Origin of the sequence: Chryseobacterium tructae, from assembly GCF_030409875.1 — a bacterium.
Lineage (GTDB): Bacteria > Bacteroidota > Bacteroidia > Flavobacteriales > Weeksellaceae > Chryseobacterium > Chryseobacterium tructae.
Map to the genome: position 1 here is coordinate 2,260,308 of NZ_JAUFQR010000001.1, position 12,712 is coordinate 2,273,019.

12 protein-coding genes and 6 tRNA genes are annotated in these 12,712 nt (G+C 35.0%); 11 read left to right on the forward strand and 7 right to left on the reverse strand.

The features are described 5' to 3' along the window. The first annotated feature begins 23 nt into the window (after positions 1 to 23). The 6 genes from QWZ06_RS11175 (at position 24) to QWZ06_RS11200 (ending at position 655) form a co-directional block, all read left to right on the forward strand. A tRNA-Met gene (locus QWZ06_RS11175) sits at positions 24 to 96 on the forward strand. Positions 97 to 135: 39 nt separating this feature from the next. Beyond that, positions 136 to 208 (forward strand) — tRNA-Met (locus QWZ06_RS11180). Positions 209 to 246: 38 nt separating this feature from the next. Next, positions 247 to 319: transfer RNA gene (locus tag QWZ06_RS11185), tRNA-Met, on the forward strand. A 39-nt stretch (positions 320 to 358) separates the two neighbouring features. After that, positions 359 to 431: transfer RNA gene (locus tag QWZ06_RS11190), tRNA-Met, on the forward strand. A gap of 39 nt (positions 432 to 470) precedes the next feature. Continuing rightward, positions 471 to 543, forward strand: a tRNA-Met gene (locus QWZ06_RS11195). A 39-nt stretch (positions 544 to 582) separates the two neighbouring features. Then, a tRNA-Met gene (locus tag QWZ06_RS11200) sits at positions 583 to 655 on the forward strand. A 166-nt stretch (positions 656 to 821) separates the two neighbouring features. Here QWZ06_RS11200 and QWZ06_RS11205 read toward each other — a convergent pair. The 6 genes from QWZ06_RS11205 to QWZ06_RS11230 form a co-directional block, all read right to left on the reverse strand. Next, complete coding sequence (locus tag QWZ06_RS11205) at positions 822 to 1,352, reverse strand: terpene synthase family protein (RefSeq protein WP_290298068.1); 531 nt, start codon at positions 1,350 to 1,352, stop codon at positions 822 to 824. A gap of 10 nt (positions 1,353 to 1,362) precedes the next feature. After that, positions 1,363 to 1,704 carry an isoprenoid biosynthesis enzyme family protein gene (locus tag QWZ06_RS11210; RefSeq protein ID WP_290298069.1) on the reverse strand — a complete coding sequence of 114 codons (342 nt, stop codon included), beginning with the start codon at positions 1,702 to 1,704 and terminating at the stop codon, positions 1,363 to 1,365. 54 nt (positions 1,705 to 1,758) lie between these two features. Further along, on the reverse strand, positions 1,759 to 2,772 hold the full coding sequence (locus tag QWZ06_RS11215) for a terpene synthase family protein (RefSeq protein WP_290298070.1): 1,014 nt from the start codon (positions 2,770 to 2,772) through the stop codon (positions 1,759 to 1,761). Between the two features lie 883 nt (positions 2,773 to 3,655). Further along, positions 3,656 to 4,462 (reverse strand): class I SAM-dependent methyltransferase, encoded by an 807-nt coding sequence (locus QWZ06_RS11220; protein ID WP_290298072.1) that lies wholly within the window; start codon positions 4,460 to 4,462, stop codon positions 3,656 to 3,658. 68 nt (positions 4,463 to 4,530) lie between these two features. Further along, on the reverse strand, positions 4,531 to 4,773 hold the full coding sequence (locus tag QWZ06_RS11225) for an Ada metal-binding domain-containing protein (protein ID WP_290298074.1): 243 nt from the start codon (positions 4,771 to 4,773) through the stop codon (positions 4,531 to 4,533). Between the two features lie 254 nt (positions 4,774 to 5,027). Further along, on the reverse strand, positions 5,028 to 5,741 hold the full coding sequence (locus QWZ06_RS11230) for a 2OG-Fe(II) oxygenase (protein ID WP_290298076.1): 714 nt from the start codon (positions 5,739 to 5,741) through the stop codon (positions 5,028 to 5,030). A gap of 196 nt (positions 5,742 to 5,937) precedes the next feature. Here QWZ06_RS11230 and QWZ06_RS11235 point away from each other — a divergent pair, with 196 nt between their 5' ends. Continuing rightward, on the forward strand, positions 5,938 to 6,384 hold the full coding sequence (locus QWZ06_RS11235) for a GNAT family N-acetyltransferase (RefSeq protein ID WP_290298078.1): 447 nt from the start codon (positions 5,938 to 5,940) through the stop codon (positions 6,382 to 6,384). A gap of 459 nt (positions 6,385 to 6,843) precedes the next feature. Here QWZ06_RS11235 and QWZ06_RS11240 read toward each other — a convergent pair whose 3' ends face one another. Then, positions 6,844 to 7,425 (reverse strand): hypothetical protein, encoded by a 582-nt coding sequence (locus tag QWZ06_RS11240; protein ID WP_290298079.1) that lies wholly within the window; start codon positions 7,423 to 7,425, stop codon positions 6,844 to 6,846. A gap of 262 nt (positions 7,426 to 7,687) precedes the next feature. Between QWZ06_RS11240 and QWZ06_RS11245 the strand changes: the two genes are divergently transcribed. From QWZ06_RS11245 to QWZ06_RS11260, 4 genes are all read left to right on the forward strand, one after another. Further along, positions 7,688 to 8,059 (forward strand): hypothetical protein, encoded by a 372-nt coding sequence (locus QWZ06_RS11245; RefSeq protein ID WP_290298081.1) that lies wholly within the window; start codon positions 7,688 to 7,690, stop codon positions 8,057 to 8,059. A gap of 190 nt (positions 8,060 to 8,249) precedes the next feature. After that, positions 8,250 to 8,732 carry a DsrE family protein gene (locus tag QWZ06_RS11250; protein WP_290298083.1) on the forward strand — a complete coding sequence of 161 codons (483 nt, stop codon included), beginning with the start codon at positions 8,250 to 8,252 and terminating at the stop codon, positions 8,730 to 8,732. Between the two features lie 373 nt (positions 8,733 to 9,105). After that, positions 9,106 to 11,463 (forward strand): TonB-dependent receptor, encoded by a 2,358-nt coding sequence (locus tag QWZ06_RS11255; RefSeq protein WP_290298085.1) that lies wholly within the window; start codon positions 9,106 to 9,108, stop codon positions 11,461 to 11,463. Positions 11,464 to 11,469: 6 nt separating this feature from the next. Beyond that, positions 11,470 to 12,672, forward strand: a complete 1,203-nt coding sequence (locus tag QWZ06_RS11260; RefSeq protein ID WP_290298086.1) for a DUF4374 domain-containing protein — start codon at positions 11,470 to 11,472, stop codon at positions 12,670 to 12,672. The last annotated feature ends 40 nt before the right edge of the window (positions 12,673 to 12,712 follow it).

The window sequence follows — 12,712 nt, forward strand, 5'->3', positions numbered from 1 at the left end:
TTCGTACCTTTGCAATCCAATATCGCGGGATGGAGCAGTAGGTAGCTCGTCGGGCTCATAACCCGAAGGTCATCGGTTCGAGTCCGGTTCCCGCTACTAAGTTAAGTGCTTTCGGTAAGCACTCTAAAAATACACCGCGGGATGGAGCAGTAGGTAGCTCGTCGGGCTCATAACCCGAAGGTCATCGGTTCGAGTCCGGTTCCCGCTACTAAGTAAGTGTTTTCGGTAAACACTCTAAAAATACACCGCGGGATGGAGCAGTAGGTAGCTCGTCGGGCTCATAACCCGAAGGTCATCGGTTCGAGTCCGGTTCCCGCTACTAAGTTAAGTGCTTTCGGTAAGCACTCTAAAAATACACCGCGGGATGGAGCAGTAGGTAGCTCGTCGGGCTCATAACCCGAAGGTCATCGGTTCGAGTCCGGTTCCCGCTACTAAGTTAAGTGCTTTCGGTAAGCACTCTAAAAATACACCGCGGGATGGAGCAGTAGGTAGCTCGTCGGGCTCATAACCCGAAGGTCATCGGTTCGAGTCCGGTTCCCGCTACTAAGCTAAGTGTTTTCGGTAAACACTCTAAAAATACACCGCGGGATGGAGCAGTAGGTAGCTCGTCGGGCTCATAACCCGAAGGTCATCGGTTCGAGTCCGGTTCCCGCTACTCAACGAGAGGAGCAATATAATATTGCTCCTCTTTTTTTATGGATAAAATTTGATTTTCAAATATGATTATATTGAAATTCCATATTCAGGTTTTGGAAATTCACCGGGGGTTTTATATCGGGTAGAATTTCCTTTATGGTACCATGCACCTAAGCCGGAGATCATTAAAGCCATATTGTGAACAAAGCGTTCAATATTCTTTGTTCCAGCCCAAAATCAGGTAGGTTGTTTTGCAGTTCTACAAATTCATTTACATATGAATCATGGATGCGCATGGCTTCTGTAGTAGCTTCTTCTAATGAAACTTTATACTGATTTTTTATAACAAGTATAATATTGAGAACTTCAGTATCTACAGCGAGTTCTTTTTCTATTGAAGCAAAATCATTTTGAATCGCCATAATACGACACATGAGCATTTTCAATCGCTTAATTGTTGGGTGTTCAGATATAGAGTTTGGAACAATATAATTAATTGATGGCTCAACCGGATCTCCGTAAGGATACATGGAAATTGAATATTCACGGATAAGTAAAAGATTATTTAAAGTAGGGAATTCTTTTTTTAGTTTATATGGCGTTTCTTCCATAATTCCATAAGTGGTATAGCTGTAAAAATCTTTTGTCCAGCGTTCAAACCAGTCATTATTAACGTAAGGAAGAAATTCTTGTCTGCTTAAGGCTACTTGTCTCATAAGCCCAATATCAATCTGATTTAGGTTTTTCGCCCATCATAATATCCATAATATGGTTTCTGATATCGATGAGTTTATTAACAGGACATACCTCGTAATAGTCATCATATAATGTAAGCCATACCATAAATCTTGCTATGGGCCTGATTTGCTCTATGGTAGAAGCTGCTGGAAACATGTAAGAAGTGGCTTCTGCAAGACCATGTTTCTTATATTTTTTTCTCGTGGATTCAGACATGAACTGGTAATCTGTATCAATCCAACTTGTTTCTTCTTCATAAAAAGATTGAGAAAAAGGACCAATTTCATATGACCAAGGATACTGTAAAATAGGAACATCTTTTTGTTTCATGATTTAAAATATTTAATAAGTGATATAAATTTTTATGTACTCTTTTTATAAAGATTATTTTTGGTTGAGCCTTTCTTTTAATTCACCAGCACTTGGAAATTCAGCTTGGTTATAACGATCCAGCTTGGTAGAAATGTTCTTCCATCCGCTAAGTACCATACTCATGTAATGTACCCAATTGACCACAGCATCGTGCCATATCCCGAAATCCGGAAGTGAAGCTTGCAGTTCTAAAAATTCCTTTAGATCTTCATTATGCAAACGAAGATCTTCCAGGCAGGCTTCTTTCAAAGACATTTGATTTTGATGTTGGATTACTTTCACAATATTATAATAGATGCTGTCTGTGGCTTCATCTTTTATAACGGATTGTACTTCATTGAAAAAGGTAACTAAATGACAGGCTAATGCTTGCAGGCGCTGAATCACAGGATGTTCATGTATTTCTGGAGGAAGAACAACGCCTGTTTCTACCTCTGTCAGCTGTAGGAAAGGATAGAGGCATATAGAATCTTCTCGTAAAATAATGCACTCTTTCACAGAGGGATACATTTTATTTTTCTTGTACTTAAGCTCGGTTTCAAGCCCGTTAAAATACCTGCTGATCATTTGTGTAAAACGAGTGAGTGATTCTTTTGGTATAAACTGTAGTAATTCTTCTCTAAGAGAAACAAGCATAGCTCCTAAAGGTATTCCTGATTCTTCAGCGTTGATCTCGCCATTTAATATGGCAACTGATTGAGTATGTACATATCCAATTTCATTGGGGTCGCTTTCCTCATAGAGGTCGTCATTATACAAAGTCCATAGCATCAATCTGCAGATAGGTTTGAAGCGTTCAGGTGATGCGGTTGGGAACCACTGAGCTGCAATATGAGCGGTTTGGGTTTTTTTATACTTTTTGCGGAGATCAGGATTCTGTGCATAAAGCCAAAAGTATTCTCCATCGATCCACTGGCTCTCAGTAATCTCTTGCAGTTGTTCTGCGTTAGGATTTTTTAATGTAGGAAACGGGTACCTGAACTGCTGACGAAGCAACTCAAGTGTACTAAAATTTTCTTGATTCATAACTAATGTGTTTGGTTTTGTATAAATGTACGATTATTTATAAAAATATATTAATTATTTAATTATAAATGATTATTAAAATAAAGTTTGTTTATAAATTAAATATATCACCATTATATGAAATAATTTGAAATCCTCTTCAATACAGGAAATATTTATTTTAGTTCACTTTTGATCTCAAATGAAACGGATAAATTTGCGAAGTAAAAAGAGGAGTATATTTTCACTTTTTTGAGGTTTATTCTGACTTGTGAAGAAACCTTTTTCCCCTTTTTCGTTACTTACAATGTAGTAAACTCTAGAATTTTAGTTTTTATTTACATATATATATAATGTTAAGTTCTACGTAGATTAAATAGCTCATGAATAGTTTTGTACTTTATCATTGAGTATTATTATGAATGATGTTGGGAGATGATAAGATGCTAAGTCTTTTTGAATAGCTGCTGCTTGTAAGAATATGGGGGATTTTATCTGAGGTATTCTCCCAGATTACACAAATATTTAACCACCACGAATGCATTAATAATTTTATTTATCCAAAAAAACAATGTACTTATTGTGGTTAAAAAATAAGTGGTTTAATCGCATAGGAATATAGAATCTTGTAATGAAAAGATATGATTTCCTGCGGAGAATCTTGAATTCTTTTATGCCTTAAAAAGAGCAAGTATGATAAGGACTTTATGCTTTTGCGTTTTTAAACTTGGAAAATTCAAAGATTTTGTTGATTACGCAGATTCTTTTAAAGAGATAAATTACCTCTTTGAGATTGTATAATTGCCACGAATACAATAATGATTTTATTCTTTAATCCGTGGCAAAAATATGGTGCTTGTTTCCGGTTCCAAAAATCCTGAGAAACTCTAGAAATCAGAAGATATTAATGGCTTTTCTTTGTAGCCACTACAGAATATACCATAGGGATCTTGTCTTCCAAATGGGCTATTCTATATTTTTGAGGCTCAAATTCAACGGTTCCATTGAAACAATTGTAGGGTGAATAATCAAACTCATCAAGGCTGTTGATTTCAAGTCCGTTTTTGATAAGACTGTTCATTACTTCACTTAATCCATGGTTCCACATAACATAAGATTGTGTGATATCAGCGTTTTTGTCAGCATAAGTTCCACTTTGAGTTTCGAGGATAGCTCCGGAATTAAAATATCGGTAGCCTACGGTTTCAAAATTATCATCAAACATCCAAACCACAGGATGAAATTCAACAAATACAAATTTCCCATTGGGCTTTAGAAAATGTGAAATGACTTTTGCCCATTTGTCCAGATCCGGTAACCAACCAATAGTTCCATAGCTGGTAAAAACAATATCAAACTGTTTGTCCAGATGATTAGGGAGGTCATAAACATCACTACAGATGAACTGAGCATTTGAGTTCATATCATGTGCCAGTTTTTGGGCACTTTCAATGGCTTTATCTGATAAATCAATGCCTGTAACTTCTGCTCCAAGCCTGCCTAATGAAATAGTATCCTGCCCAAAATGGCATTGTAAATGTAGGATTGACTTTCCCTGCAGGTCACCTAATAGATCCAATTCAATGTCATTGAGTGAACTTTTCCCTTTCAAAAATCCTTCTACGTCATAGAATTCAGAATTTATATGGGTTTCTGTTCTATTGTTCCAAGAGTTTCTGTTGATTTCTATATAATTATTTTCTGGGTTCATTTTGTAAATTAGTTTTTAATAGATGTGTAAACTACTAATTTACATAAAATTTATGTTTATTTAGAACATTACTGCTCAGATTTCCATTGTTGGTATTCTTCTCTCATACAATGACCACATGGGCGATATCCATTGTGTAAGGCCTCTGCTTTATCGGTAAAAAATATTCGGTTCATTTTTTTTATTCTTTTTCCTGATTTACAGCCTAATAATCCATAGATTTTTAGCTTTTTATTTCCGCCCAGACGAATTTCCTGGTTTCGGATTTTACTTCTTAGTGCAGAGTCTGAAAGGTGTGAGTGTAGGAGCATGTTTTTAGAGGGAAGTTTGAGGCTGGAAGCTGGAAGTTGTTGAAGCCGAGGTTTAAATAAAGGTTTGTTTTAATGAATGAAATGGGATGATGATTTGTTTTTAGAGGGAAGTTTGAGGCTGAAAGCTGGAAGAAGGAAGTTTCTTGAGTTCTGAAGCTTAAATATTTGTATTATAATCAATTGAATTCAATGATCATGATTGATTTTCTGCCTAATATAAACTTCCAGCCTCCTGCTTCCATCTTCCAACCCAATTAATTCGCTGCATCATGGAAAATAATGCCCAAAGCATATCGTTTTCCTGTTTTTACTTCACTTACTCCATGTTTCATATTGACTCTGTAATATCCTTTTACTCCCTTTTCAGGCTTGAAATGAGTAGTGAAAATAAGAATGTCTCCTTTTTTAGGTCTTAAAACAATTGCTTTGGATTGGGCTCTCGGAACTTGTTGGGTAAGAACAAACTCTCCGCCTGTAAAGTCTTGATCAGGTTCACTCAGCATCAATACAATCTGAATGGGAAAATACATATCACCATATAGATCCTGGTGCAAAGTATTGAAACCGCCTTCATCATATTTTAAAATCAAAGCAGTTGCTTTTTGTTGATTATTGGAGTGGCATTGCTGCAAAAACATCTGGTGTTCCGGAGGAAAAGAAATAGAAATATTCAACGCTTTAAACCAGGTGTTGGCAATAGGAGCGAGATAAGGATAGATGTGGGTTCGCAGGTTTTGAAGGAGTTCAGGCAGTGGGTAATTAAAATATTTATATTCGCCCAGGCCAAAACGATGCCGTGCCATTACAACGGTTTTTCGATAGAGTTCAGGCTGGTCATAGTTCAGGGATAGGGTGTCACATTCTTTATCTGAGAGTAAGTTGGGGATAATAGCGTATCCGTTTTGATGCATAGATTCCGTTATGAAGTGCCAATCTGTATCTTGAATTCTTTGAAGTATATCTGTCATTGTTTTGTATTTATACTACAAAGATCTGAACTCTGTTGCGGGTATAAAATCCGAAATATGCGGTATTTCGTTGCGTATAATATGTTTTTGAATTCGGTTGATTGATTCTCTGGACTATCTTTATAACTTAAATCTGGATGATAAATATAGTCCTGTTTAAAGATACTTTTGCAGAGTTAATTAAATACATATAACAATGAATTACACGATTAAAAAAGCAAGTCTTGAGGATCTTAATGAAACCGCAGAGCTATTTAACCTTTACCGTATTTTTTACAGGCAGGAATCTGATGTAGAAAGAGGAAAATCATTTCTTAGAGAAAGATTTCTAAACAGTGAATCTGATATTTTTCTTGTTTGTGTTGATGGGAAAGCAGTAGGGTTTGTACAGCTTTATAAACTGTTTCATTATACTAAGCTACAAAAACAATGGTTGTTAAGCGATTTATTTGTTCATGCTGATTATAGAGGAAAAGGGCTTTCTGTAGCATTAATCGATCGCAGTAAGCAATGGTGTGAAGAGACGGGAGCTTGCGGTCTGATGCTTGAAACTGAGAAAACAAACGATGTCGGAAATAGCCTATATCCTCGTTGCGGATTTGAGTATGATGGATTACACAATTATTATCATTGGTGGAAATAGAAAAAGAAGAGTTTAAATCGGAGGCACAGAATAGCATTCTTTTTGTCTTTGGACTCCTTATTTATACGCAATGAGAAGTAGTATTACTTCTACAATTACCATCATTTAATTCTACAGGTATTCTTTTATGGGTAGGGTGCATAGTCCTATTTTTGTACTGCTCTTAGATCAAGGGTAGGACAGTTGATCTTAGAGTTTATGCAAATTATCTCCGCCTTATTTCTACTTTTTCCCCAGGTTTTATGATTAGTACCACAAAACTGCTTTTTGGCGGGGATTTTTTGCGATAAAAAAACAGCATTGATCTTCTTTAAAAGATTCCATTTACTTAGATTTTAACATTTTATATATTCCGATTTTATAGAATTAACATTACGCTTTTTGTAAGGTATTTTTTTGATCATGAATGTATATGTTTTCCATAAAAAATCCCGCTTTAAGCGGGATTTAAATTGTATATTATTGTGCCAGTTGAGCGTAAGGAGTAAGTTTATTCTCATCACTCATCGTTGCTCCCAGGAATTCTCTTTTTTGGTCTGCTTTCATTCTTCCTGCCGCATCATTGGCATTAAAATAAGCTTCATTAAGTTTTGTTGCAATCTCAGCTGGTTTGAATTCAAATTTTGTATCACCTTCTACTCCTAAATATCCATTTTTTCTGGTAAGATTAGAAATATAGTTGCTATAATTAATGAATGTATTTCTAAGGTATTGTGTATGATATTCCATACATTTTTTAGCTTTCTTAGAAGAATTGTTCATAATGCAGTTCTTCATGTTGTTTCTGTATAAAAACCATTCAGATTCTAAGATGCCATATTCTTTTCCCAGTGCAATTTTTCCGTTGATCACGATATTATTGTCGCCTTCTTTTGTAGAAATGGCTTGAAGATGTTGAATGACTAATGGAACTGTAGCTTCAACTTTAGATTTAGTATCCTTTAGTATGCTAAGATCAGCAGCAGGAGATTTTTTCTTTTGAGCTGTAGTAACGTTAAAAATGAGCAGCAGTAGTACAATCAGTAAATTATATCTTTTCATGAGAAATTTTTAAGGCACTAAAATAAATATAATTTCCCGGTTTTAACAAATTCATTTTAATTTTATTTAATAAATTTTAACAAATCTATAATGTATGTTGTTCATCGTTGTATAAATGGTTGTTTTTAAGTCTTTATTTCAATCATTTTTATAATTAATTGTTGGAAAGAGTGAATTAAAAAGGAAGGAAACTTTTCTTATTTAAACAAATACTATATTTTTGTGGGCAATGAATTTACAGAAATTACATACAAATTTCCGATTGAAAACTATTTTAGCACTGGTTTTTACGTTTTGTATTATTATTTCTTCATGTGCAGTAAAGAATAGCATCAAGCGGTTTTTGAATGTTGAGACAACTTCAAAAAATCAGTCTTCTATTCCTAAAGGAAATAATCATTCGGTAGCATCATCTTTAAAATGCAAATTCTGTAAAGAAAAAGAAGTCTTATCTAATGATCATGATCTGATAGATTTCCCCCTTTCTGATGCTCAGGAATTGTTGGCATTTACCTTTATTGTCTTTTCTGGGCTGTTTGTCTTTAAAAAAGAATCTCATCATCCATTTTATAATACCTCTAAAATAGGCAGCCCTCTTCCTATTTTTCTGCAATACCAAAAACTTATCATTTGATTCGGGAAACATCCATTAATTCTACCGGATACGCTGGTAATTAATCCTCTTAAAAAATAATAAAACATTTTAGTCATCCCGTATGGATGGTTAACATTCTGCTATTGGAAGCCAGTATTCAAGAAATGAGGGATTTTAATGATCCTCAGGTCTATGAAACATTAAAACAGTTATTGACGAAATAAAAAATATGAGACATTTAAAAAAACAGATTAGTAGAAATTGGGTAAAAGTGGTCATTTTATCCCTGGTATTTTTAACCTTAAAATTAAACGCTCAAAAAACAAGTATGGAAGATTTTCAAATAGCCAAAGCAACCCATAAGTCCTATCAGGCAATGTATGTTATAAATGAATCAGACAAAAATAAAATAGATGCTTTGATTAGAAATATCGGCAATGCTCTGGAAGATCCTCGTCTGAAAAATAAACTCAAAATCGTTTTGCTTGCTTTTGGTGGTGGGGTTGAGATTTTTAAAAAGAACAATACCTATGAATCTCAGCTATTATCACTTAAGGATAAGGGAGTTGTGTTCTTACAGTGTGAGAATACACTTAGAGAGAAACATATTTCCAAAGATGAATTGTACGAATTTATTCATTATACTCCTTCTGGAAATGGTGAAATTATCCTTCGGCAATATGAAGGCTGGGCAATCGTAAACCTTAATTAAAAAATGTTAAAGATAACACAGCTCTCATTGGTAGGCTGTGTTATTTGTTTTTAGGCTGATCTTTTAACTTTTTCCCCTATTTATATCCGAAATGTTGATGGAAATGTTGCTTATTTTTTTTGAAAAACCTAGCAATAATTAAGAATGTTTGTAGAATTGTGTTTTTATATCAGATGATTTTTTTCATGTTAAATATAATATTGAAATTGTTTGTTTTTCTTTTTTAGTTGATTGTTAGTTGTTTATATTTTTTGTTTAAATCTATATGTTAATTAATATTAAACCTAATTAGAATAATTAAAAATAAAAGACGGTTTTTCTTTGAGGATTTATAGGTAACGTTTAATTTTGCTATTTATAATAATTATAAATAATGAAATTGTATCAACGTATTTTTATTTTTCTCATTTTTAGCCTTTCCATCTCTCATATCAGCGCGCAAGAAGCTGGTTTCGTGTATGGGACGGTACAGAATCACACAAAACAGGGGTTAAGTGGAGTAACCATTTTTGTTGAAAATACAAAAATTAAAACACAATCCGACCAAAATGGAAATTTTAGGATTCATTACAAAAAAGGAGAGGCCACATTAGTATTTAGTGTAGTAGGCTACAAGAATTTCAAAAAGAGAATAAGCTTTGATAACGGAACATCGCCAATAAATATTCAACTTGCCGAAGATCGAGGAAACGTTGAAGAAGTTATTGTACATGGTAAAGGTAAAGTGAAAGCACTGCAAGACGGTGCTTTTACTGTTAATGCTATTGATGTCGCTAAATTAGCCAATACTACTGCCGATCTTAATCAGGTTCTAAACAGAACCACAGGAATTAAAGTCCGCCAACAAGGTGGTGTAGGTTCCGATTACAATTTTTCGATCAACGGAATGTCCGGGAAAGCCGTGAAATTCTTTATAGATGGTGTTCCTTTGGAAATGCTTGGAAAAGGAGTAGATTTGAGTACGCTGCCTGTAAATATGGCTGATCGTGTAGAAATCTATAAAGGAGTGGTTCCTATTCATCTGAGTACTGATGCAATGGGAGGAGCTGTAAATATCATTACTCCAGCTAGTAGTAAAAATTATTTGGATGCTGGTCTAAGCTTAGGGTCTTTCAATACACAACGTATCAATCTGAACGGACAGTTTAAAGATGATAAAACAGGGCTGATTCTTCGCGTCAACAGTTTTTATAACCACTCGGATAATAACTATCTGATGAAGGATATGAAAATATGGAATCCTGCCAAAAACGAATATGAACTCAGAAATCTAAAACGTTTTAATGATCGGTATCAGTCGGTTTTTGGGATGGCTGAAATCGGATTAGAAAATAAAAGCTGGGCAGATTCTTTCTTTGTTGGAGTGTCTCAATCAGTTTTCGACAAGCAGATACAGACAGGTTCTAATCAGGATGTTGTTTATGGGGGGGTAAAGCAAAACGGAGAAGCTCAAAATTACTTTATGAAGTATAAAAAAGCTAACCTTTTCAATGATCATCTGGATGTGAATGTGTATGCAGGTTTCTCTAAAAGTATTCAGAAAGCAACCGATACTCTTATGCGTAAATACAGTTGGGATGGTACATATGTGCCTTCTGCTACCAGTGAAAAAGGAGGCAAAAGTATCATCATGCAACATGAAGACCGTCTTTACTCACAGGTGGGGGCTACTTACAGAATCGTTGATCATCATAAGCTTATCTTCAATTATGTACTCGATTATCTTAAGAATACCACGTTCAATCAACTTGAAGAAGAGAAAAAAGATGTACCTCCTGCCAAGATGACCAAGCAGATTTTGTCTATGGCTTATCAACAGGAATTTTTCAATAGGCACTGGACGAATATTTTCTTTGGTAAATATTACAGTGTAGGACTTCAGAAAATGGTATTTGATCCGGTGACGAGAACTGATCATCCGGTAAAGGATAATTTTAGCAGTTGGGGATACGGTTTTGCCACAACCGTAAAAATTACCCAAGGATTGGGCATAAAAGGTTCATTTGAACGTTCTTATCGCTTGGTAGAACCCCAAGAAATTTTCGGAGATGGAGTAGCGGTAACCAGCAATATGAATCTTAAGCCTGAAACCAGTGATAATGTAAACGTAGGACTATACTTCAATCATCATTGGGGGCAACATGCTTTTCGTATTGAGGGAGCAGGATACATCCGTGATACAAAAGATTTTATCTACACTGTTCCTAATTTGTATAACAGTACCTTCAAATATGAAAACCTATCCAATATTTTTACCCGTGGATTGGAAGGAGAACTAAACTATCAGTACAAAAGACTCCTCAATGTATTAATGAATGTGAGCTACAACAAAGCATATGACAATACAAAATTTGCCAATAATAGTGATGATGTAATTTCAGCAACTTACGAAAAAGATGTCCCGAATCAGCCCTGGTTATTTGGAAATTTGAATGTAAGCATTGGTAAAGATGATTGGTTGCAGAAAGAAAGCAGAGTAGAACTTTACTATGGTCTGCAGATGACTGAATGGTTCTACAAAAACTGGAAAACCTATGGGAATCCAAGAAATATTCCGATCATCCCAAGACAAACGCTGCATAACATTGGTATCAGCTATTCTATGAAGAGCGGAAGGTATAATGTAGCATTCGATGTTACTAACCTTAGTGATGCGTTGGCGTATGACAATTTCAAACTTCAGAAGCAGGGACGTGCTTTTTATATAAAATTCAGATATCTATTTAAGTAAAAGATCATGATACAATATTTCAAAAACAGTATATTTTTAATACTCACATGTCTAACCATCATTGGTTGTGAACGCGAACCAGACGCTGGAGACTCCGGAAGTGGTGAAAAAGACTATAAATATTTTCTGCTTTCCGCGTTAGGAAGCTGGCCCAATACCGTTCATTATATGACGGCTACCAATGATCTGACAAAAGGGGCAATGGATATTACCAAAGAAGGAGACGAAATAAACTCCAAGGGAACCTATTCGTACATTGTAAAAAATGGCTTTATCTATAACTACAAAACCGATCAGGGAGTCCTCAAAAAATTTAAGTATACAAAGGATAGACTTACTACGGTAAAAGAAGTTCCATATACCTATATCAGTGATATTTCCAGCTATGTATGGGTAGATAATAATACGTTGGTCATTGTAGGAGAAACCGGTGATGGTCAGCATGTTCGCTATAGTATTTTCAATGCTTCAGATCTTAGTGTCATCCGTCAGGGAGAAATTGAAGGATTTGAACCTTTTCCTAATGATTATAATTTCTATACATTGGGTGCGATAACCTATATGGACGGGCAGATCTATATGCAGTATAGTTTTCGTAATGGGAAATGGATCACACCGGATTATAATAACTTTGCTGTAATAGATTATAATACCTTCAAAGTAAAGCATTCGGTAAAGGATAGCCGAAGTTCCGGAACGGCTAATGGCTCTCCTTATTTCAAAACCTCTTTCAGAAAAGATAATGAAGCCTTTTATTACGCATGCTATCCACGTGTGGGAGCCGGAAACAATAAAATTCATCTTTTCAGAACTCTGAAAGGAGCTGCTTCACCTGATACAGGATTTGACATCAATCTTACAGATCTTGTAGGAAATAAAACGGTGGAAACAATGATCGATTATATTGGTAATAATAAGATGGTGGTTCTCTATCGTGATCCTGCGTTAGGTAATACTTATAATGGTCGATATGCGATTGTAGATTTAGAAACCAGACAATTGGTTCGTGTATTGGATGAATTGCCAGGTGATGAACCTTATGAACAAGGTCTGTTTGTTCAGGATAAAAAATTATACATTGCTGTAAATGCTAGTAAAGGCGGAAACTATGTATGGATCTATGATTTGCAGACTGATAAAATAACCAAAGGAATGAAGCTCCCCGATAATATTTCCGGTTTTGCGAGATTCGATAAATTTTACGACTAGTAATAGCATAGGAAATAAATAATTGATTTGATAAAAAAAA

Coding starts and splice junctions, on each gene's coding strand:
- QWZ06_RS11205 (WP_290298068.1), bottom strand. CDS start 1,352: ATGAGACAAGTAGCCTTAAGCAGACAAGAATTTCTTCCTTACGTTAAT.
- QWZ06_RS11210 (WP_290298069.1), bottom strand. CDS start 1,704: ATGAAACAAAAAGATGTTCCTATTTTACAGTATCCTTGGTCATATGAA.
- QWZ06_RS11215 (WP_290298070.1), bottom strand. CDS start 2,772: ATGAATCAAGAAAATTTTAGTACACTTGAGTTGCTTCGTCAGCAGTTC.
- QWZ06_RS11220 (WP_290298072.1), bottom strand. CDS start 4,462: ATGAACCCAGAAAATAATTATATAGAAATCAACAGAAACTCTTGGAAC.
- QWZ06_RS11225 (WP_290298074.1), bottom strand. CDS start 4,773: ATGCTCCTACACTCACACCTTTCAGACTCTGCACTAAGAAGTAAAATC.
- QWZ06_RS11230 (WP_290298076.1), bottom strand. CDS start 5,741: ATGACAGATATACTTCAAAGAATTCAAGATACAGATTGGCACTTCATA.
- QWZ06_RS11235 (WP_290298078.1), top strand. CDS start 5,938: ATGAATTACACGATTAAAAAAGCAAGTCTTGAGGATCTTAATGAAACC.
- QWZ06_RS11240 (WP_290298079.1), bottom strand. CDS start 7,425: ATGAAAAGATATAATTTACTGATTGTACTACTGCTGCTCATTTTTAAC.
- QWZ06_RS11250 (WP_290298083.1), top strand. CDS start 8,250: ATGAGACATTTAAAAAAACAGATTAGTAGAAATTGGGTAAAAGTGGTC.
- QWZ06_RS11255 (WP_290298085.1), top strand. CDS start 9,106: ATGAAATTGTATCAACGTATTTTTATTTTTCTCATTTTTAGCCTTTCC.
- QWZ06_RS11260 (WP_290298086.1), top strand. CDS start 11,470: ATGATACAATATTTCAAAAACAGTATATTTTTAATACTCACATGTCTA.